At 70.3% G+C, this 20978-nt stretch carries 19 protein-coding genes and 1 pseudogene; 13 read left to right on the top strand and 7 right to left on the bottom strand.

The annotated features are described in order from the left end of the window. Positions 1-112: 112 nt before the first annotated feature. The gene (locus ASF58_RS00250) at positions 113-739 is read right to left on the bottom strand and encodes a peptidase C15 (RefSeq protein WP_055945895.1); all 627 of its coding nucleotides are present in this window, start codon (positions 737-739) and stop codon (positions 113-115) included. Positions 740-744: 5 nt separating this feature from the next. Next, entirely contained in the window at positions 745-1743 is a 999-nt protein-coding gene (gene meaB / locus ASF58_RS00245) for a methylmalonyl Co-A mutase-associated GTPase MeaB (RefSeq protein WP_055945892.1), read from the bottom strand. Positions 1744-2007: 264 nt separating this feature from the next. Between meaB and ASF58_RS00240 the strand changes: the two genes are divergently transcribed. Together ASF58_RS00240 and ASF58_RS00235 are read left to right on the top strand one after the other, a co-directional pair. After that, positions 2008-3054: an alpha/beta hydrolase gene (locus ASF58_RS00240; protein WP_181017371.1), complete on the top strand. Its 1047-nt coding sequence runs from the start codon at positions 2008-2010 to the stop codon at positions 3052-3054. Positions 3055-3164: 110 nt separating this feature from the next. Further along, positions 3165-3521: a hypothetical protein gene (locus ASF58_RS00235; RefSeq protein WP_055945889.1), complete on the top strand. Its 357-nt coding sequence runs from the start codon at positions 3165-3167 to the stop codon at positions 3519-3521. A 51-nt stretch (positions 3522-3572) separates the two neighbouring features. On the opposite strand, the pseudogene ASF58_RS27590 reads toward ASF58_RS00235, so the two are convergent. Then, positions 3573-3725, bottom strand: a pseudogene (locus ASF58_RS27590) (cobalamin biosynthesis protein); the annotation flags it as partial. A 439-nt stretch (positions 3726-4164) separates the two neighbouring features. Continuing rightward, positions 4165-5916, bottom strand: a complete 1752-nt coding sequence (locus ASF58_RS00230) for a L,D-transpeptidase family protein (RefSeq protein WP_082512738.1) — start codon at positions 5914-5916, stop codon at positions 4165-4167. A gap of 142 nt (positions 5917-6058) precedes the next feature. Between ASF58_RS00230 and ASF58_RS00225 the strand changes: the two genes are divergently transcribed. From ASF58_RS00225 to ASF58_RS00205, 4 genes are all read left to right on the top strand, one after another. Further along, on the top strand, positions 6059-6907 hold the full coding sequence (locus ASF58_RS00225) for an SDR family NAD(P)-dependent oxidoreductase (RefSeq protein WP_055945886.1): 849 nt from the start codon (positions 6059-6061) through the stop codon (positions 6905-6907). Between the two features lie 247 nt (positions 6908-7154). After that, positions 7155-7532: a hypothetical protein gene (locus ASF58_RS00220; protein ID WP_156375494.1), complete on the top strand. Its 378-nt coding sequence runs from the start codon at positions 7155-7157 to the stop codon at positions 7530-7532. A gap of 443 nt (positions 7533-7975) precedes the next feature. Continuing rightward, positions 7976-9454, top strand: coding sequence for a glucose-6-phosphate dehydrogenase (gene zwf, locus ASF58_RS00210; protein ID WP_055945878.1), 1479 nt, complete (start codon positions 7976-7978; stop codon positions 9452-9454). Between the two features lie 211 nt (positions 9455-9665). Continuing rightward, complete coding sequence (locus ASF58_RS00205) at positions 9666-10364, top strand: GntR family transcriptional regulator (RefSeq protein ID WP_055945875.1); 699 nt, start codon at positions 9666-9668, stop codon at positions 10362-10364. A gap of 155 nt (positions 10365-10519) precedes the next feature. Here the strand turns inward: ASF58_RS00205 and ASF58_RS00200 are convergent, their stop codons facing one another. Both ASF58_RS00200 and ASF58_RS00195 read right to left on the bottom strand, forming a co-directional pair. Then, positions 10520-12196 carry a methyl-accepting chemotaxis protein gene (locus ASF58_RS00200; protein WP_055945873.1) on the bottom strand — a complete coding sequence of 559 codons (1677 nt, stop codon included), beginning with the start codon at positions 12194-12196 and terminating at the stop codon, positions 10520-10522. 144 nt (positions 12197-12340) lie between these two features. Beyond that, positions 12341-12997 carry a GntR family transcriptional regulator gene (locus ASF58_RS00195; protein WP_055945870.1) on the bottom strand — a complete coding sequence of 219 codons (657 nt, stop codon included), beginning with the start codon at positions 12995-12997 and terminating at the stop codon, positions 12341-12343. A 180-nt stretch (positions 12998-13177) separates the two neighbouring features. Here ASF58_RS00195 and dctP point away from each other — a divergent pair, with 180 nt between their 5' ends. From dctP to minE, 6 genes are all read left to right on the top strand, one after another. Then, on the top strand, positions 13178-14197 hold the full coding sequence (gene dctP, locus ASF58_RS00190) for a TRAP transporter substrate-binding protein DctP (RefSeq protein WP_055945867.1): 1020 nt from the start codon (positions 13178-13180) through the stop codon (positions 14195-14197). Continuing rightward, positions 14194-14910 carry a TRAP transporter small permease gene (locus tag ASF58_RS00185; protein ID WP_055945865.1) on the top strand — a complete coding sequence of 239 codons (717 nt, stop codon included), beginning with the start codon at positions 14194-14196 and terminating at the stop codon, positions 14908-14910. The genes dctP and ASF58_RS00185 overlap by 4 nt, the downstream gene beginning before the upstream one ends. Next, positions 14907-16259 carry a TRAP transporter large permease gene (locus ASF58_RS00180; protein ID WP_055945862.1) on the top strand — a complete coding sequence of 451 codons (1353 nt, stop codon included), beginning with the start codon at positions 14907-14909 and terminating at the stop codon, positions 16257-16259. Before ASF58_RS00185 ends, ASF58_RS00180 begins: the two co-directional genes overlap by 4 nt. Before the next feature lie 188 nt (positions 16260-16447). After that, entirely contained in the window at positions 16448-17161 is a 714-nt protein-coding gene (minC, locus tag ASF58_RS00175; protein ID WP_055945859.1) for a septum site-determining protein MinC, read from the top strand. 13 nt (positions 17162-17174) lie between these two features. Next, entirely contained in the window at positions 17175-17990 is an 816-nt protein-coding gene (gene minD / locus ASF58_RS00170) for a septum site-determining protein MinD (RefSeq protein ID WP_055945856.1), read from the top strand. Further along, positions 17987-18286 (top strand): cell division topological specificity factor MinE, encoded by a 300-nt coding sequence (minE, locus tag ASF58_RS00165; protein WP_055945853.1) that lies wholly within the window; start codon positions 17987-17989, stop codon positions 18284-18286. Before minD ends, minE begins: the two co-directional genes overlap by 4 nt. 33 nt (positions 18287-18319) lie before the next feature. Here minE and ASF58_RS00160 read toward each other — a convergent pair whose 3' ends face one another. Continuing rightward, positions 18320-19570, bottom strand: a complete 1251-nt coding sequence (locus ASF58_RS00160; RefSeq protein WP_055945850.1) for a nucleoside transporter C-terminal domain-containing protein — start codon at positions 19568-19570, stop codon at positions 18320-18322. A 154-nt stretch (positions 19571-19724) separates the two neighbouring features. Here ASF58_RS00160 and ASF58_RS00155 point away from each other — a divergent pair, with 154 nt between their 5' ends. Beyond that, a complete protein-coding gene (locus tag ASF58_RS00155; protein WP_244477140.1) occupies positions 19725-20858 on the top strand; it encodes a CorA family divalent cation transporter in 1134 nt (377 codons plus the stop codon). Positions 20859-20978 lie beyond the last annotated feature (120 nt).

Here is a 20978-nt window from a genome sequence, read left to right as displayed (position 1 = left end):
GGGTCGGGGGCGCCCGCATCCGACGTTCACAGAACGCCCGACGGCGCGAAGGAGACCCATGCCCGAGGGTGAAAATCTTCCGGTGCCGGCAAAGGGCCCTGTCGCGCGCCGCTCAGCCGCCAGCCAGGCCGCGGACCACGAGGCGACGCGCCACCTCCGTGCAGGCTCGGGCGAGACGCTCTCCCGGGGCCTCGCGCCGCGGCCGCACGGGTGCCTTCGCGGGGCGCTGCGTCCGGGGCGGGAGCGGGATGTGCACGAACAGCGCCGGGGGCGCATCGCGCAGGGCGCGAAAGTAGCTGGCGTTGCAGAGGTAGCGTCCCGCATCCCGCGAGGGAATCGCCGCGATCCCGTGCCTGCGCAGCGTCGCGAGGGCGGGGGCCGCCGCGGGTGAGCGGCGCGCGGGCGGGCCATCCGGCTCGAGGGTCAGGCGCGACGCGATCCGGCCGGAGGCATCGGGAAAGAGCCGGCTCGTGCGGTTGCGGCCCTGCACCTCCACCCGGACCCGCTTGGCGCGGGTCGCGACGCCGAGCATGAGGATCGCGGCGGGCGCCTCGGCGAGTGCCGGCTCCAGCCTCTCGGGGATCGCCGCGTAGGTGGTGCGCAGGATCAGCACGCGCACCGGAATGCCGCCGAGCTTCAGGGGCGCGAGGGCACCGATGCGCCGGGCCAGGGCCGCGCTCGGATTGCGCGGCACGCCGGGAAACGGACCGAAGCCGGTGATCAGCAGCGGTCTCGGCATGCGGGTCAGAGACCGATCAGGGTGGCGATGGCCTCCGCCCCGGCGGCGGGCGAGGCATCCCCGCGTCCGACCGCCGCCTCGGCCTCCGCCGTCTGGCGGCGCACCTCGGCCGAGCCGACGAGGCGCTGGTGCAGGCGCTCGTGCACGAGGGCCCACATCCACTTCACGTCCTGGGTCCGGCGCTTCGCGGCGATCTCGCCCGTGGCGGTGAGCTTGTTGCGGTGGTCGACGATCCGCTCCCACAGGCCGTCGAGGCCCTTGTTGTTCAGGCCCGAGATCGTGACCACCGGGGGCGTCCAGGTGGAGCTCGGTGCGGAGAGGATGTGCAGGGCGGCGCGATACTCCGAAGCGGCCGCGCTGGCCCGGCGCTCGCCCTCGCCGTCGTCGGCCTTGTTCACCGCGATCATGTCGGCGAGTTCGAGGATGCCCTTCTTGATGCCCTGGAGTTCGTCGCCGGCCCCCGGCAGCATCAGGACGAGGAAGAAGTCGGTCAGGTCCGCCACCGCCGTCTCGGATTGGCCGACGCCCACGGTCTCCACCAGGATGACGTCGAACCCCGCCGCCTCGCAGAGCAGCATGGTCTCGCGGGTCTTGGCCGCTACGCCGCCGAGGGTGCCGGAGGAGGGGGAGGGGCGGATGAAGGCGTTGGGGTCGAGGGCGAGGCGCGCCATCCGGGTCTTGTCGCCCAAGATGGAGCCGCCGGTGCGCGTGGAGGACGGGTCGACGGCCAGCACCGCCACCTTGAGCCCGGCCGCCGTCAGGTTGGCCCCGAGCGCGTCGATGGTGGTCGACTTGCCGACGCCGGGTACGCCGGTGATCCCGACGCGGATCGCCGTGCCGGTCCGCGGCAGCACCGCGTCGATGAGGCCGCGCGCCGCCGCCCGGTGGTCCGGCCGCTTCGATTCGGCCAGCGTGATCGCCCGCGCGAGGGCGGCCCGGTCTCCGGCGAGCAGCCGCTCGCGCAGGGCATCGATGTCGAGGGCGGGTGCGGGGGAGGCGGCCATGGTTGTCTTCTTTGCCGGTCCGGCCCGGTTTCGTCGAGGGGGGCGGTCCGGCGCGCGGGCGCTTCCGCCGCAAACCGGCGCGATCCGGAGGCGTGCCACCCTGTGGGGCGGGGGCCACAGGCCCGCCTCTGCCCGCAATCCACATCGCCACGGCCACGCCTCCGCCCCGCCATGGTCACGATCCTGATCGACAGGGTACTGACGCGTTGCGCCCGTCCCGGGGCCACCACGTTCAGGGCCGCCTTGCACGACATGATCCGAGCCATGATCCGACCCCAGCCTCCCACCCGTCGCGCCCTGCTGCGCTTCGCCGCCCTCTCGGGGGTGGCCGGCCTGACGCCCGGACTGGCCGGCTGCGTCGCCGACGGACTCGTCACCGATGCGGTGGGCGGCGGCGCGCCGGAGCGCCAGTCGGCCCTCGACGTCAGCCCGGTGCTGCTCGTGGCCACCACGCGCAAGCCCGTCGGTTCGCCCCCCAAGAGCCCCTACTTCACCTCCGAGCGCGGCCGCGGCCTCAGCTTCGCCGAGGTGCGCCTGTCGGCACCCGACCGCTCGCTGATCGGCAAGGTCTCCTCCGTGGTGACGGGCGACTGGGCCGTGACGGCGGTGCCGCAGGTCGAGACCGGCGCGGGGGCGGCAGCCGCCTTCGCCCAGGCGGCTTTAGGGCGCGACGTGCTGATCTACGTCCACGGCTACCGCGAGAGCTTCCAGTCGGCGGCCCTGAGTGCGGCCAAGCTCTCTGACGGCATCCGCTTCCGCGGGGCCTCGGCCCTGTTCACCTGGCCCTCGGCGGCCGCCACCTTCGATTACGGCTACGACCGCGAGAGCGCCCTGTGGTCGCGCGACGGTTTCGAGGACCTGCTGAAGGCGCTGGCGAACTCCCCCTCGGGCGGACGCATCAACATCGTCGCGCATTCCATGGGCACGCTGCTGACCCTGGAGACCCTGCGCATGTTGCGGGCCGAGGCCGGCGAGGCCGCCATGGCCCGCATCGGCGCGGTGGTGCTGGCCGCCCCCGACATCGACATCGACCTCTTCACCAGCGCGGTGGAGCGGATGGGACCGGACGTGCACAAGATCACCGTGATCTCGTCGACGAACGACCGCGCCCTCGAACTCTCCGGCGCCATCGCGGGCGGCATCGTGCGGGCCGGCGCGGCGGACCGCGAGCGCCTGGAAGCCCTGGGCGTCCGCGTGGCCGACGCCTCCGATTACGGCGGCGGCCTCATCAACCACGACCTGTTCCTGTCCAATCCCGACGTGCAGGGCGTGGTCAAGCGGGCCATTGCCCGGGCGAGCGGCGGCGCCTGAGGCCCGGCCACCCACCGCAAACCAACCCCCGGTCTTCCGGGCCTTGGCCTCCGCCTCGTTCGCCCCTACACGGACGGCGGCCCCGAGGCTGCAGACAACAAGGATTCGCGATGTTCACACTCGAGATCGATGGCGTGGCCATCGCGGTCATCAACGGCTCCGAGGAGGTCGCCAACGACCTCTTCACCTGCGATGGCTTCAAGGACGACATCCAGACCATGAAGAGCGACGGCAAGGTGCTGTGGAACGGCACCTCCCCGCTCAAGGTCCGGGCGGCCACCGAGGAAGAGATCGAGATCTTCGAGGACGCCCTCGCCGAGGACGATTCCGAGGAGGACGAGCCCTACGAGCCGGATGCCCGCCACGCCGAGGCCTCGAACGACGACGAGGCGGACGACGCGGACGAGGAGGATGCCGACATCGTGTTCCTGGTCGACATCGACGAGGACGGCGGCCTCGATTCCTGATCGCCGACCCAGCCGGTCGCCCCGTTGCGGGCGACCGGACAGGCACGCAGCTCAGGCGCGCCGCTGCCAGACCGGAAACGGATCGGGCAGTCCGCGATCGGGGGCGGCATCGAAGGCGCCCCGGTCCGGCCCCGTATCGATCGTGCAGGCATCAAGGGCGGCCCGGATGGCCGTCTCGTCCAGGCTCGTGCCGAGGAAGACCCGTTCCTGGCGCCGGTCCCCCCAGGTCTCGTTCCAGACCCCGTCGAGGCGCGCGCGGAACGGCCTGCCACCGGAAGCCCATGGCGGAGACCCGTGCCACGGCCCCGGCCAGGGAGAATCCGCCCACCCGGTCGGGTCGCGAGGTGAGCCGGAAAGGGCCCTCGGTGCGGATCAGCTGGGGCTAGGTCGCGCCCACGAAGGCGTTGAACCGGTTCGGATCGAACGGTTGCCGGGCAGACGGAGGTCGGAACGCGGCATCGCGGACCTTTTTTGATATGTTATAACATGGCAATTGCCAATGACCTCGGGGTTTGTCAACCGCGCGTCGTCTCCCGGGAATGCTGGAACGGACGCGAGGCGACGGCCGGAGGGGACCGCCGGAGCAAGGCGGCCCCCCTTCGGGTCTGGCGAGTCTTCCGGGGGGAGAGGGTCCGGCGCGGGTTCAGTCGGTCGGGGGGAGCGCCGCGCGGCTGGGGATCGATCGCGGCGGGACCGGATCACCGGCCGCCTGGTCGGCACCGGCACGTGCAGGCCGTGGGGCGGCTGTCTTGCCGGAACTCTGCGCCGGGGCCGCACCGGGGACGGCACCCTTCTGAGCCGATGCCTTCGGCACGAGCCCGGGTGGGACCGGAGCGGCCTCGACCGGCTTGGCGAGAGGCGACTTGGCAAGAGATGGCTTGGCGAGAGTTGGCGTGACGGGGGACGGCTTGTCGCCCGGGGCTCGGGCGGATGCGGACCCGGCGGTGGAAGCCTTGGTCGTCGCGGGCACGGTCACCGACGGCGGCGCGATGGTGCCCGTCGCCGCCACGTCCGGCATCGGCACCGCCGGGCTGTCGATGCCGTAGATGTCGTCGCGAAAATGGGCGCGGCCATCCGGGGTTGCGTATCCGGTGAGATACACGAAGGTCACCGGGATCTGCTTCGGCAGCTTGATGTCCAGGCGCTCGTTCGTGGCGATGCTGGTCTCGATCTCGATCGGTCCCCAGGTCGAGCCGGTGCCGTTGGGACCCGGCGTGCCCTCGAGCAGCCAGCCGGCGAGTTCCTTCACCTGGGCGACCCGCACGCAGCCATGGGAATGGAACCGCACTTCGCGGGCGAAGAGCGATTTCGACGGCGTATCGTGCATGTAGACCGCCTGCTTGTTCGGCATGTCGATGCGCACCTGGCCCAGGGAATTGTCCAGGCCGGAATCCTGCCGAAGGGTGTAGTTGGCCGCCTTCTCGCTCGACCAGTCGATGGCGGTGGGGTCGACCTCGACGCCACCGGGACCGAGGATGCGGATGCGCTCCCGGGCGAGGTAGCCGGGATCCTTGCGCATCTTCGGAATGATCTCCTTCTTGATGATGGAGACCGGCAGGGTCCAGGTCGGATTGAGGTTGACGTCGGTGATGCGGGCCTCGATCCGCGGCGTCGCCTTGTCGGGCTTGCCGACCACCGCCACGTAGCGGCGCACCACGACCCCATGGTCCACCGCCTCCACCGTGGCCGAGGGAATGTTCACCACCACGTAGCGATCGCCATAGGCGAAGTTCGAGCCGATCTGGCGCGCCGCGGAGGCGGCGAGCTGGCGCTGGCGGGTGGCCGCCGGCACGTTGAGCGCCGCCACCGTCTGGCGCCCGATCAACCCGGTCTCGGGCAGGCCGTGTCGGGCCTGGAATGCCTTCACGGCCGCCACCAGGGAGGCGTCGAGCTGGTCGTTCATCGGGGCATCGGGAGGCAGGTCGCCGACGAGCGCGAGGTGCTTGCGCAGGGCCGGAATGGCCGGATGGCTGGCGCCGGGCTTGACCACGAGATCGGCGGGCAGCGCGGTCCAGCCGCCGGCATCCACCATGGCCTGATAGCGGTCGGCCATCCGCAGGGTGTCGAGGAACGTCGCGGGACTGAGGGTCGGCACCGGGTCGGCGGAGACCCGGGCCACCACGAGCGGCGGCAGTTCGCGGGATTTCTTGGCCGGGACGGCTGGGGTGGCGCTGGCCTCGCCCGCGCTCGGGGCGATCGCCTGGACGGCGGGCGTCGCCGGGGCGGTGGTGGTGAGGCTCTCGACCTTCGGAGCCTTCGCGGGCGAGGGGGCTTCGGGTACGCCGGAGACCTGAGATGTCGCGGCGCCGCCCAGCGCCCAGAGGAGGGCCAGGGGCGACAGGCCCGCGCGGAGGCGGTGCGGGCGGAGAACGACGGTCCTGTGGCGCGAAAGCATCGCGAACCTTTCGAGTGCAATGTCTCCCCGACCATGCGTGCAGAGGGTTACCAATCTCCTCTCGTGCCGTGACGGACGCCGGCACCTGCCCTAACTCCCGCCCTGGAACGGCAGAGCAGGACACGGCAGAGCAGGAGCGGCCATGACCAACCATCCGGCAATTCAGGCGGGACGGACCGCCGTCGTCACCGGGGCGGCGAGCGGCATCGGGCTCGCGGCGGCTCGCCGTTTCGCCGCGGCGGGCATGCGGGTCTGGCTTGCCGACCTGCCGGGCGCGGCGCTGGACTCGGCCCGCGCCGAGGTCGCGCGCGACGGGACTGCGGCGTCCGTCCACGCGATGGCCACGGACGTGGCACGGCCCGAGGCCGTCGCGGCCCTGTGCGCGGCGGCCTGTGCGGAGGGCGCGCCGGCCGTGGTCATGCTGAATGCCGGGATCGAGGCGGGGGGACAGCTGTTCTCGACCCCCGAGACCTGGGCACGCATCCTCGACACCAATCTCTGGGGCGTCATCAATGGCATCCAGGCCTTCGCGCCGGCGATGATCGCCGGGGCCGAGCCCGGCGCCATCGTGGTCACGGGTTCGAAGCAGGGCATCACCACCCCGCCCGGCAATACGCCCTACAACGTCTCGAAGGCGGGGGTGAAGGTCGTCACCGAGGCCCTGGCCCACGACCTGCGCGACCGCGCGGGCGCCCGCGTCAGCGCGCACCTGCTGATTCCGGGCTTCGTCTATACGGGCCTCACCAAAGCGCGGGGGGTGGAAGAGAAGCCCGCGGGCGCCTGGACGCCGGAGGAGACCGTCGCCTTCATGCTGGAGGGGCTGGAGGCCGGCGACTTCTACATTCTTTGCCCGGACAACGAGACCACGCGGGCGCAGGACGAGCGCCGCATCGCCTGGGCGGCCGGCGACATCATCGAGAACCGTCCCGCCCTGTCGCGCTGGCACCCGGATCACGCTGAGGCGTTCCGGGCGTTCTCTACGGGGCGCTGACACGAGGGGTGTCTCGCAGGCGATTTGTCTGGCTCCGAGAGGCGATCCCGGATCCGCGAAGGCGCGGGCGATCGATCTGACCCGGGAGCACGCCGTTCGGCCGCCGCGGATCCGCAGCCGAGACTGTCGTCCGGGCGGCCGAAGCGCTTGCGCGGAGTGGGCCGACGGACCGCCGAGTGGATAAGAACATATTGCTATCACAGGTAAAATGAACGACCTCGGATGGCTTTCGCACCAGGGGACGGCCATGCGTGAGGGTCTGCCGGCGACCACCGTGAATGCGCTTCGTTGGCCGTTGGCCGCTCGCGATGTCGAGGCGAAGCTCGTCCGGGCGCGCCTGGCGCTCAAGGTGTTCAACCCGTTCCAGCCGCGCGTCCCGGCCGGCACCCGTGAGGGCGGACGATGGTCCGGCGACAGCACCTCGGACGGGGCCGGCGACGATTCCTTGATACGGCCTGCCGCGGGCCGGGAACGGGACCGGATCTCCGGAGCGGAGCTTGCCAAGGATCCCGACCTCAACCGCCATATCGTCGACAGGCATGTCGGGAAGACCGACGCTGAGATGATCAAGCGCGTCGCGGACAGTTACGGGCGGGAGCTGTTCGGTCTACGTCCGCCGACCTGACCGATGATGAGGGACGGATCCTTCGACGCGATCGAGTCTGTGAGACCCTGTATCCGGGAAAGTCTGGAGAAGAAGAAAGGCGCTGTTCAGCGAGTCGCGGAAGGGTCGGAGCCCGACGCCTGGCTGACGTCGCGCTTCGGCTATCCGACACGCAAGGATGGCTACAGGGCCTTCTCCAAGCTGATCCGTGATACGGCCGGCCAGCATGGGCGAGGCGTTCTGCCCACAACGGTCGGGCTCATGCGCGATCTGTGATGCTGTCCCTCGCAAGGTTGCGACGATCGGGAGTTCAAGGGGCGATTGTCCAGGGAACCGATCCCGCCGCCCCCGCCGCGGGGCCGACCCGCCTTGGCGAGGTTCCTGCAGGGGTATAATCCCGACGGTGATGAATCGGTCGGCTCGGGTGCCGGCACCGTCGACCCTCAGGAAACCGGGAGCCGCCTTTGGCCACCATTATCCCCGTCGCCTCCTTCGATTGCGTCGTCTTCGGCGCCACCGGCGACCTGACGACGCGCAAGCTGCTGCCGGCCCTGTTTTACCGCTTCGTGGACGGACAGATTCCCGGGACGAGCCGGATCATCGGCGCCTCGCGTTCGGAGATGAGCGCCGAGGCGTTCCGCGAGCGCGCCCGCGACGCCATCAAGCGCTTCGTTCCGGCCGGCGACATCACCGAGGACAAGCTCGCCGCCTTCCTCGACCACCTCGACTACGTCGCCGTCGACGGAGCCAGCGACGAGGGCTGGGAGGATCTGGTCGCCAAGCTCGCCGAGCGCCCCGACCAGGTGCGGCCCTACTACCTCGCCACCTCACCCGACCTCTACGGCTCGATCTGCCAGAATCTCGCCAAGCACGGCCTGATCGGCGAGAAGTCCCGCGTCGTGCTGGAGAAGCCCATCGGCAAGGACCTGAAATCGGCCCGCGCCATCAACGACGCGGTCGGCACGGTGTTTCCCGAGGAGCAGATCTTCCGCATCGACCACTATCTCGGCAAGGAGACGGTGCAGAACCTGCTCGCCCTGCGCTTTGCCAACACCATCTTCGAGCGGCTCTGGACGGCCGACGTCATCGACCACGTCCAGATCACGGTGGGCGAGACCGTCGGCGTCGAGGGCCGCGCAGGGTACTACGACACCTCGGGCGCCCTGCGCGACATGGTTCAGAACCATATGCTGCAGCTTCTCTGCCTGATGGCGATGGAGAGCCCGCTCTCCCTCGACGCCAATTCTGTGCGCGACGAGAAGCTGAAGGTTCTGCGGGCCCTGAAGCCCATTACGCCGCACGACGTGCAGAGCGTGACGGTGCGCGGCCAGTACACGGCGGGCGCCGTCAACGGCAAGCCGGTGGACGGCTACCGCGCCGACCTCGGCGGGGACGTCGACAGCCGGACCGAGACCTTCGTCGCCCTGAAGCTCGAGGTGCAGTCCTGGCGCTGGGCCGGCGTGCCGTTCTACCTGCGCACCGGCAAGCGGCTGCCCCGGAAGCTTTCCGAGATCGTGGTGCAGTTCCGCGCCTCGCCGTTCTCGATCTTCCCGGCGGAATCCTTCGGGCGCGAGCCCAACCGCCTCGTCATCCGGCTCCAGCCGGAGGAGGGGATCAAGCTCGAGGTCATGACCAAGGATCCGGGTCCGGGCGGAATGCGGCTGCGGCCGACCAACCTCGACATCTCCTTCGAGGAGACCTTCAAGCAGCGCTACCCCGATGCCTACGAGCGCCTGCTCATGGACGTGGTGCGCGGCAACGCCACGCTGTTCATGCGCCGCGACGAGGTCGAGGTCGCCTGGGCCTGGGCCGATTCCCTCCTGAAGGCCTGGGCCGACCGGCCCGAGCCGCCGCGGCCCTACGCCGCCGGAAGCTGGGGGCCCACCGCCGGCATCGCGCTGATCGAGCGCGACGGCCGGACCTGGCACGAAGAGCTGCGCTGAGAGAAGCCCCCGCCGGATCGGGGCGGGGTGGTATTCGGTGGCCCCCAGGGACTCGAAGACACGCGACTCCGCCATCCCGGTGGCATCGCGTGGATTTCGCGGGCGGCCTCCGCGCGGAACCGGGCTATAGTTCCGCAATCCCTCGACAATTCTGAGTCGACGGATTACCAGAGGGAGTATTTTTCATTCCTCTTCCAGACGTCGTGGACCCATGAACAAGATCGAACCGGGCCTCGGCATCAACCGGCGCTATCTGCACGATGAAGTCGTCGACCGAATGCGCGACCTCATCCGCGCGGGTGAGCTGGAGCCACGGGCGCGGATCAACGAAAGCGAGCTGACCGAGCGCTTCGGCATCTCGCGCACGCCCCTGCGCGAGGCGATCAAGATCCTCGCCACCGAGGGGCTGCTCGAGCTGCTGCCCAATCGCGGCGCCCGCGTCGCCAGCCTGTCGCAATCCGAGATCGAGGAGATGATCGAGGTCATCGCCGGCCTGGAGGCCACCGCCGCCGATCTCGCCTGCCGCATCATCACCGATGCGGAGATCGACGGCATCTCGCGCGATCACGAGGCCATGGTGGCGGCCTGGCGGGCCGGCGAGGAGGGGGTCTACTTCGCCCTCAACCGGGAAATCCACGAGGGCATCATGCGGGCCAGCCGCAACGCCACCCTCGGGGGTATCTACGACAGCCTCTCGGGCCGTATCCAGCGCTCACGCTACGCCGTACATCAGACGCCGGAGCAGTGGGCGCAGTCGGTGGCCGAGCACGAGCGGATGATCTCGCTCCTGCGTGCCCGCGACGGCGATGCGCTGGCCCTGCTCATGCGCGCCCACATCCGGGCCCGGACCCCGGTGATCGCCGAGAATTTCGGCGCCGCCCGGCGCGAGGCGGCCGGGTCGGTCGGCTAGCGCGGCCCGAGCCGCTCGCATCGGGGACGCCCCCGCGGGCGGACGACCTTTGCCCCCCGCGGGCCGCACGGAGGGCCGGCCCGCGGACGGGCGCTCCCTGACAGGTGGACCGGTTGCCCTCGAGGGTTTCCGGGTCCCGCCCGCGCCGGGTCCGGTCAGGCCGCCCGGACGGTGCCGAGGAAGCGTGCCAGTTCCTGCGCGAGATGCTCGGCTTCGTGCGAGAGCTCGGAGGCCGAGGCCAGGACCTGCGACGCGGCCGCCCCCGTTGCCTCGGCCGCTCCGGCGACCCCGGCGATGTTGGTCGTGACCTCGCCGGTGCCGGTGGCGGCCTCGCCGACGTTGCGCACGATCTCCTGAGTGGCCGCGCCCTGCTCCTCCACCGCCGCCGCGATCGAGGTGGCCACGTGACTGATCTCGCGGATCCGACCGCTGATGCCCTCGATCGCGGTCACGGCCTGGCCGGTGGAACCCTGGATTCGGCCGATCTGGCCGCTGATTTCCTCAGTGGCCCGGGCCGTCTGGTTGGCGAGTTCCTTGACCTCGGCCGCCACCACGGCGAAGCCCCGGCCCGCTTCACCGGCGCGGGCCGCCTCGATGGTGGCATTCAGCGCCAGCAGGTTGGTCTGGCCCGCGATGGTCGAGATCATGGCGACGACGTCGCCGATCCGCGCGGCGGCGGCGCTGAGTTCCTGGACCTGCGACGCGGTCCGGGCGGCCTCGTCCACCGCCCGCTGGGCGAGTTCCGTGGAGCCGTCGACCTGCCGCCCGATCTCCTGGACCGAGGCCCCGAGTTCCTCGGCGGCGGCCGCCACCATGCCGACATTGGAGGCCGCCTGGTCCGCCGCCGCCGCGACCGTGCTGGATTGCTGGGCCGTCTCGGAGGCGGTGTTGGCCATGCTCTGGGCCGTGCCACGCAACTGGCCCGCCGCCGCAGTCACCCGGTCGAGGATGCCGCCGACGGCGCCCTCGAACCCGTCGGCCATCTCGCGCATCGCGGCCTTGCGCTGCGCTTCGGCACCGGCACGGGCGAGGCGGGTCTCGTCCTCGAGGGCGCGGCTGCGCAGGAGGTTGGCCCGGAAGGTCTCGAGCGTGTCGGCCATGGCGCCGATCTCGTCCTGGCGGCCGACGCTCGGGATCTCGGTCTCGGCCTCGCCGTCCGCCACGCGCCGCATGGCCGCCGTCATCGCGCCCAGCGGCCGGGTGATGCCGCGGATCGTGTAGGCCATGGCGGCCAGCGCCATCAGGACGGAGAGCCCGAGCATGACCTGGGTGGTCCGCACGGCACTCGCCTGTTCCGCGCGCGCCGCCGCCTTGGCGGCCTCGCCGGCCTCGCCGTTGAGCGTCACGAGCTTGCGCATGCTGGCGCTGGTGGCGAGATAGTTGGCGTTCATCGGCCCCCGGAACAGGATCAGGATCTCGTCGCGCCGGGTCGGATCGATGGCCTGGAGCTGGGTCCAGTCCTGGCCCATCTGGGCGAGCTTGGCGCTGACCTCGTCGTAGAGGATGCCCTCGGCGCGGGAACTCACCAGCGTCCGGTAGGCCGCGCGCCGGGTCTCCAGTTCCGTCGCCAGGGTCGCCGCCTGCGCGACGCTGTTGGTGCGCTCCTCGGCGGTGTCGGCGATGACGTAGCGGAACTGCCAGAGCCGGATCCGCATCACCAGGGCATTCATGGCATGGGCGGCATCGACGGAGGGGAGGGCGTTGTCGGATAGAACCGTGATGCGGTCGCCGATGGCATCCATCTTCGCCAAGGAGACGAGCCCCTGCCCGGTGGTGATGACCGCCAGTAGACCGAATAGGCCGATCAGGGTCGACTTGAGAGAGAGGCGCATGGGAAAAGCCGGTGACCGCTTGGCGAGAATGAGCAGGTCTCGATTAGCAGGCCTCCCTTAAGATTGACTTGCCTTCCACCGGGCGACATCCGTCGGTTGTGTTGTCGCCCCGGGCTGAGATCGGGGCGACGTCCTCGCGGTTGGTCAGGCCGCGGCGTTGATCGAGCGCAGGCCGGCCACCAGATCCGAGAAGCGGTCGCCCTGGACGATGACGTGGGCCCGCAGCCGGTCGGAGGCCGCGGTCTCGTCGCCCGACACGATGGCGGCCACGATGGCCTCGTGCTCGGCCAGGGACTGGCCGAGGCGGTTGCGGGCGCGCAGTTGGAGCCGTCGGAAGGGCGCGAGCCGCCGGTGCAACTGGCGCGCCTGCTCCTCCAGGAAGCCGTTCCGGCAGGCCCGGTACACCACCGTGTGGAAGACGTAGTTCTCCGCGTAATAGGTCTCGGGGTCGCCGGCCGCGGCCGAGGCGGCGCAGGCCGCCAGGGCCGCCTTGAGCGCAGCTTCGTCGTCGGGGATGAGCCGGCGCGCCGCCAGCCGCCCGCAGGAGGCCTCGATCTCCGCCATGGTCTCGAACATGGCGATCAGGAGTTGCGGATCGGGGGCGCTGACGATGGCCCCACGCCGGGGCTTGATCTCCACGAGGCCCGTCATGGCGAGTTGCAGAAGTGCCTCGCGGATCGGCGTGCGCGAGACCCCGAAGCGCTCGGCGAGCTCCGTCTCGTCGAGGCGCGCGCCGATGGCGACGCGTCCGTCCACGATCTCGGTCTCGATGGTCTGCCTGAGGCGGCGCGATTGGTTCATGCGCTGAGATCCCGGCCCGTTTTAATCCCGCCGACTCGCGAAAATCAGGCGTCCACCATTATTCAATCGCGTTGACAAAATATACAAGGCGTCGTTTCATGTATAACGAAGTCGCAGCGCAGTATAAATGCTGCGCTGCAAAACGAAGCGGCCGGGCACCGGCCCAGGGAGAGACACGCCATGATGCTGACACGCCGTGCCCTCGTCGCCGGCGGCCTCGCCGCCCCCGCCATCCTGTCCCTGGGCTCGCGGGCCCAGGCTGCCACCACCCTGAAGCTCTCGCACCAGTTCCCCGGCGGCACCATCGACGAGGGCGACTTCCGCGATCGCATGTGCCGCAAGTTCGCGATGGCCCTGGCCGAGCGCTCGAAGGGGGCCCTCGAGGTGCAGGTCTACCCGGGCTCGTCGCTGATGAAGACGAACGCTCAGTTCGCGGCCATGCGGAAGGGCGCCCTCGACCTGTCGCTCTATCCCTCGCCCTACGCGGGCGGCGAGGTGCCTGAGCTGAACATCGGCCTGATGCCGGCGCTGGTGAGCTCCTACGAGCAGGCCATCGCCTGGAAGAAGGCGCCGGTGGGTCGCAAACTCACCGAGATCCTCGACGCCAAGGGCATCATCCTCGTCTCCTGGGTCTGGCAGGCGGGCGGCGTCGCCAGCCGCGAGCGTCCCCTCTTCGCACCGTCCGATGCCAAGGGCCTCAAGGTCCGGGGCGGGTCCCGCGAGATGGACCTGATGATGAAGCAGGCCGGCGCCGCCACCCTGTCGATCCCCTCCAGCGAATCCTACGCCGCCATGCAGACCGGCGCGTGCGACGCGGTCATCACCTCCTCCACCAGCCTGATCTCGTTCCGCCTGGAGGAACTGGGCAAGGCCCTGACCTCGGGCCGCGAGCGCTCCTACTGGTTCATGCTCGAGCCGCTGATGATGTCCAAGCTCGCCTTCGAGCGCCTGCCCAAGGACCAGCAGGACCTGATCATGGCCATCGGCGCCGAGCTCGAGCCGTTCGGGCAGGCCGGGGCCAAGGCGGACGACACCAAGGTCGAGGAGATCTTCACCAAGGCCGGCGCGAAGGTCCAGAATCTCGACGAGAAGACCCTGGGCCAGTGGCGCGACATCGCCCGGGAGACCGCCTGGAAGGACTTCGCGGGCAAGTCGGCCGGCTGCGCCGAGCTCCTCAAGCTGGCGGAGCAGGTGTCGTGAGCCACGCCTTCGACGCGGCTTCGGCCGCCGCCGAGACGCACACGACGGCAGAGCCCCGGGTTCCGGGGCTCCTCGGCACCATCGACCGGGCCCTGAAGGGCGTCAATCACGTCATCATGCTGCTCGGTGGCATCGCCCTGGTCTGCGCCTGCCTGGTGCTCAGCTACAGCGTCGTCATCCGCTACGTCCTGCACGAGCCCACCGACTGGCAGGACGAGATGGCGGTGTTCCTGATCGTCGGCGCGACCTTCTTCTCGGCCGCCGCCGTGCAGGCCAAGCGCGGCCACGTGGCCATCGAGGCGCTGACGGGCCTGCTCTCGCCGCGGGTCAACCGCGCCCGCCTCCTGGTGGCGGACGTGATCAGCTTCATCTTCGTGGCGTTCTTCGCCTGGAAGAGCTGGACCCTGCTCCACGAGGCCTGGGTCGACGGACAGGTGTCGCAGTCGAGCTGGGGGCCGCCGCTCTGGATCCCCTACATCCTGATGGCGATCGGCATGACCCTGCTGGGCATCCAGTTCGCCCTGCAGATCGCCGAGGAGATCCTCTACGGCGCCGAGAAGGCCGGCTGGGCGAACCCCAAGATCGGCCTCGGTGCCGATCTCAACCGCGACACGCAGGGGCACCCCGGCGGCACCCCGACGGGCACGCGGCCCCTCGGCGATCCCCTCGCCAACACCGTGCCGGACACGAAGGTCACCGGGAGGCATCCATGAGCGTCGCGGCCATCGGCTTCCTCTATGCGGGGGCCACCCTGAGCGCGATGCTCGCCGGCATCCCCATCGCCTTCGCCCTGGGCTTCGTCGCCCTGGCCTTCATGTACGTCTTCATGCCGGGCGCCTCCCTCGATACGGTGGCGCAGAACGTCTACGAGGAGATGGCGTCGATCACCCTGCTGTCGATCCCGCTCTTCATCCTGAAGGGCGCGGCGATCGGGCGGTCCAAGGCCGGTCAGGACCTCTACTCGGCCATGCATGCCTGGATGCATCGCATCCCCGGCGGCCTCGGCATCGCCAACGTGTTCGCCTGCGCGCTCTTCGCCGCCATGGCGGGGTCGAGCCCGGCCACCTGCTCGGCCATCGGCTCGGCCGGCATCCCGGAGATGCGCAAGCGCGGCTACTCGCCGGGCTTCGCCGCCGGCATCATCGCCGCGGGCGGCACCCTCGGCATCCTGCTGCCGCCCTCGATCACCATGATCCTCTACGCGGTGGCGGCCGAGCAGTCGCTGGGACGTCTGTTCCTCGCCGGCATCGGACCGGGCCTCCTCCTCGTCGGCCTGTTCGCGACCTGGTCGGTCTACCGGTTCCGCGCGGAATACGCGGCCGCGAAGGTCGCCTACGAGCGGAACGGCACGGCTTCGCCGATCCTCGCGGAGGATACCTACAGCATGCGCCAGCGCTTCTCGACGCTGCCGCGGGTGCTGCCCTTCGTGATCCTGCTCACCGGCGTGATGGTGGCGCTCTACGGCGGCTACGCCACCCCGTCCGAGACGGCGGGCCTCGGCGGCCTCCTGGCCCTGGGCCTGATCGCCGTCATCTACGGCGTCTGGCGTCCGCGCGACGTGGGTCCGATCCTCACCGCGACCCTGCGGGAATCGACCATGCTGATGCTGATCATCGGCATGTCGCTCCTCTACGCCTACGTGATGAGCTACCTGCACATCTCGCAGTCGGCGGCGGCCGCGATCGTGGCGATGCAGCTCTCCCCCTGGGTGCTGCTGGTGACGATCCTCGGCCTCGTGATCCTGCTCGGCTTCTTCCTGCCGCCGGTCTCGATCATCCTGATGACGGCGCCGATCATCCTGCCGCCGCTCAAGGCCGCCGGGTTCGACCTCGTCTGGTTCGGCGTCGTGATGACCATCACCATGGAGATGGGCCTGATCCACCCGCCGGTGGGCCTCAACATCTTCGTCATCAAGAACATCGCGCCCGACATCCCGCTGAAGGACATCATCTGGGGCACGCTGCCCTTCGTGATCCTGATGGCGGTGGCGATCCTGATCCTCTGCCTCGTGCCCGGCATCGCCATGTGGCTGCCGAACTGGCTGCTGCCCACCACGCGGTGAACCGGGTCGTCGCCCGGGCGATGACCCTGACCGCACGCCCCCTCCGGGGCCGACCTTTTTTCGCGGATCCCGTCCCTGGATCATCGGATCCGAGGAAAATGCGCGCCTTTAATCCTTTGAACACGGGTTGTTAACGAAGCGGTAACCATACCGGGCATCAATGGTCTGGTAAGGAATCGCGAGAGCCCGTGACTGACACAAGCCCTCCCCGCAGACCCGTTCAGCTTCGTGGCCGCGCCTTCAAGTCCCTGGTGCTGGCCCCGGAGACCCCGCTTCCCGATTGGTTCGCCGATCTGGACGAAGCGCTCAAGCGCTCGCCGACCCTGTTCGACGGGCGCGCCCTGATCCTCGACGTGGCGGCGCTGGCGCCCGCCGCGCCGGACCTCGACACGCTGCTCGCCGAACTCGGCAGCCGGCAGATCCGCATCCTCGGCATCGAGGGCACGGACGTGTCGCTCCTCGGCCCGGGGCGCCCGCCGCTCCTCGTCCAGGGACGGCCCTCGAACACGATCGAGATCCCGGCCCAGCCGGAGCCGGAGCCCGAGGTGCCGCCGGCACCCCTCGAGCCGGCCACGACGTCCCTCACCATCGAGGGCTCGGTCCGGTCCGGGCAATCCATCGTCCACCCCACCGGCGACGTCACCGTCATGGGGTCGGTCTCCTCCGGCGCGGAGATCCTCGCCGGCGGCTCCATCCACGTCTACGGCGCGCTGCGCGGCCGGGCCATCGCCGGCGCCGCCCGCAACCCCCGCGCCCGCATCTGCTGCCGCAAGTTCGAGCCCGAGCTTCTCGGCATCGACCGCCTCGTCCGCACGGCCGAGGAGATGGGCAACCACCTGCGCGGCAAGGCCGTGCAAATCTGGCTCGATGGCGGCGCCATCAAATTCGCATCCTTGGATTGAGGAGACAGCTCATATGGCCAAAATTCTGGTCGTGACATCAGGCAAGGGCGGCGTCGGCAAGACGACGACGACGGCGGCCCTCGGCGCGGCGCTCGCGCAGGCCGGCAAGAGCGTGGCGGTGGTCGACTTCGACGTCGGCCTGCGCAACCTCGATCTCGTGATGGGCGCCGAGCGGCGCGTCGTCTACGACCTCATCAACGTGGTCAACGGCGACGCCAAGCTCAACCAGGCCCTCATCCGCGACAAGCGCCTGGACAAGCTCCACCTGCTGCCCGCCTCGCAGACCCGCGACAAGGATGCGCTCACCGACGAGGGCGTCGCCCGCGTCATGGACGAGCTGCGTGAGAAGTTCGACTGGGTGATCTGCGACTCGCCGGCCGGCATCGAGCGCGGCGCCACGCTGGCCATGCGCCACGCCGACGTCGCCGTGGTGGTGACGAACCCCGAGGTTTCATCGGTGCGCGATTCCGACCGCATCATCGGCCTGCTCGACTCCAAGACGCTCAAGGCCGAGCGCGGCGAGACGATGGACAAGCACCTGATCCTCACCCGCTACGACCCTGCCCGGGCCGATCGCGGCGACATGCTCAAGATCGAGGACGTGCTCGAGATCCTCTCGATCCCGCTGCTCGCCATCATCCCGGAGAGCATGGAAGTCCTGCGCGCCTCGAACGTCGGTTGCCCGGTGACCCTGAACAACCCGCTCTGCGCCCCGGCCCGCGCCTACACCGACGCCGTGCGCCGCCTCAACGGCGATGCGGTCCCGATGTCGGTCCCCACCGACAAGAAGTCCTTCCTCGACAAACTCTTCACCCGGAGGGCAGCATGAGCCTCCTCAACATGTTCAACCGGCGCGGTTCGGCGCCGGTCGCCCGGGACCGCCTGCAACTCATCCTCGCCCATGAACGGGCGGGGGTCGGCGGCTCCGATCTCGTGATGGTGCTGCGCGAGGAGATCCTCGCGGTCATCGCCAAGCACGTCGAGGTGAACAGCGACAAGGTCCAGATCCGCCTCGACCGCGGACAGGACATGTCGACCCTCGACATCGACATCGAGCTGCCGCTCACGGCCGTCACCAAGGCCGGTCCCGCGAAGGTCAAGGCGGCGAAGCTCGCCGCCGCATGAGCCTCCGCGCCCCCGTCCTGGCCGGCATCGCCGTCAGGCCCCGATGAACAACCCGGCGAGCGTCGCGCTCGTCAGGTTGGACAGGGTGCCGGCCAGGATCGCGCGCAGGCCGAACCGGGCGATCTCCGCCCTGCGCTCCGGCGCGAGGCTGGCGAGACTCGCGAGCTGGATCGCCACCGAGGTCAGGTTGGCGAAGCCGCAGAGGGCGAAGCACAGGATCGCGGCCGTCCGCGGATCGAGGGTGCCGCCCTTCAGGACCGGCGAGAGCTGCGCGTAGGCCAGGAACTCGTTGAAGGCGATCTTCTGACCCAAGGCCCCGCCGACGAGGCCGGCCTGGTCCCAGGGCACGCCCATCAGCCAGGCCAGGGGCGCGAACACCGTGCCGAGGACGCCCTCCAGGCTCAGGGCGGGATAGCCCGCGAGGCCACCGGCCCAGCCCATGAACCCGTTCAGCAGGGCGATCAGTCCCGTGAACGCGATCAGCATCGCCCCCACCGAGACCGCCACGGCGAGCCCCTTCTGGGTGCCGTCGGCCGCCGCCTCGATGACGTTGACCGCCCGCGTCTCCGCGAAGGTGACCCGCGTGGAGGTGACCCGGCTCGGCTCCGTCGTCGGCACCAGGATCTTGGCGTAGAGGAGCCCGCCCGGCACCGCCATGGCGCTGGCGGCCAGGAGGTACTCCATCGGCACCCCCAGCGCCGCGTAGCCGGCGAGGATCGTGCCCGCCGTGGAGGCGGCCCCGCTCGACATCACGGCGAACAGCTCGGCCGAGGTCAGCGCCACCAGGAACGGGCGCAGCGCAATGGCGATCTCGCTCTGGCCGATGGCGATGGTGATCACCGCCGAGAAGGTCTCGATCCGCGAGGTGCCGATCACCCGCTGCAGCACCGCGCCGATGCCGCGCGCGGCGGCCTGCATCACGCCGAAATGGTAGAGCACCGCGATCAGCGCCGAGACGTAGAGGATCTGCGGCAGGATGCGCAGGGCCAGGATGAAGCCGCTGCCGCCGAACAGTTCGAACATCCGCGGCTCCACGAGGCCGCCGAACAGGAAGGCGGTGCCCCGGTCGCCGTAGTTCAGCACGGTCTGGACGAAGGACGCCGCCGCCGCGAGGCCCGTCCGGCCCGCCGGAATGAACAGCACCAGGGCTCCCAGCGCCAGCTGCAGCGCCAGGGCCGAGAGCACCACCCGGGGCGAAATCGCCCGGCGGTTGGTGGAGAACAGCACGGCGACGGCCAGCAGCAGGGCGAGGCTCGCGCCCGCGTGAAGAAGCTTCTCGACCATGCCGCCCCGCTGTTCTGCCCTGCGCCGAGCAAGCCCGATGCCGCGGCGTTTGCCGCGGGCGATATCATGTTGTCGACCGGCGCCGGGGGGGAAGCATCGCGGGCGACGGCGTGCCTCTCCGCGCGCCCGTCGACGGGGAGACCAGGATGGGGCCATGGTCCGAGCCGCGGTCCCGACCCGGTTGCCCACGACCGTCACGACACTGTCGCCCACACTTGCGATCCAGCGCCGCGACCGTCGGCGGTTTGCCGGCAACAGGGCCGCCCGCATGCCGCGCCTCCTCTCCGATACCGCCGCCCTGCCGTGCCTGCTCTTCGCGATGGTGTTCGACGCCGAGGGGCGTGGGCGCCTGTGGGAGGGCGGCGGGTTGCCGGAGCCCGTCGCGGAGGGGTTCCTGTGGCTGCATCTCGACCTCGTCGATGCGCGCCTCGACGAACTGATCGCCGCCGGGCGCTTCGGACCGCCAGCGCTCGCCGTCGCGACCTTCGCCCGTGACGGTCACCAGCGCGTGGTGATCGAGGGCACCGATCTCGGCCTCGTGATCGCCGACCGGGCACGCGAGTTCGACGGCCGGATCGCGGATGAGCCGGCCGGGCGTCTCCACTGCGTCCTCGGTGCGCAGCGCCTCGTGAGCGGGCGCCGGCACGCCACCGCCGCCGCCGAGGCCGCCCGCGACGCGGTGCTGGCCGGGCGCCGGGTGACGACGCCGGCGGGCCTTCTCGAGATCTTCGTCGCGGGCGTCGCCGCCTCCCTCGACGCCTCCGCGCGGCGCTTCTCCGATGCCCTTGACGCCATCGAGGACCGCATGCTCGACGAGGATCAGCCCGACGATCCCCGGCCCCTGGCGCCGATCCGCCGGCAGGCCGTGCGCCAGCACCGCCAACTGGCGGGCCTGAGCGCGGTCTTCCACCGCCTCGAAGCCGAGACCGAGGAGGCGGACGACGCCCTGCCCGATGCGGTGGTGCGCATGGCTGCCCGGGTGGTCCAGCGCCTCGACTCGCTCCACCGCGACATGCTGGTCCTGTCCGAGCGCAGCCGCCTGCTGCAGGACGAGATCGCCGGGCGCACGGCGGCCGAGACCAACCGCCAGCTCTTCACCCTGTCGATCCTCACCGCGCTGTTCCTGCCGCCGACCCTGGTGACCGGCGTCTTCGGCATGAACACCAAGGGGCTGTTCCTGGGGGAGTTCGAGGACGGCTCGCTCCTCGCCCTGCTCATCTGCGCGGTCGCCGCCCTGGCGGTCTACGGCGTGATCCGCCGGCTCGGGCTCGTCAAACGGCGCGGCTGATCGTAAGCCGGCTCTCTGTCGCAGCGCGGGGAGCCTGAAAACACCGCGACCGCCGCAAGATCGTCATCGAAGCGTCACGTCCTGTCGCGAACGGTGCGCCAAACCCCTCTGGGAGCCTTT

Origin of the sequence: Methylobacterium sp. Leaf125, from assembly GCF_001423085.1 — a bacterium.
GTDB lineage: Bacteria > Pseudomonadota > Alphaproteobacteria > Rhizobiales > Beijerinckiaceae > Methylobacterium.
Note: the sequence above shows the minus strand (reverse complement) of the source record. Positions and strands in the feature narration are given on the sequence as shown.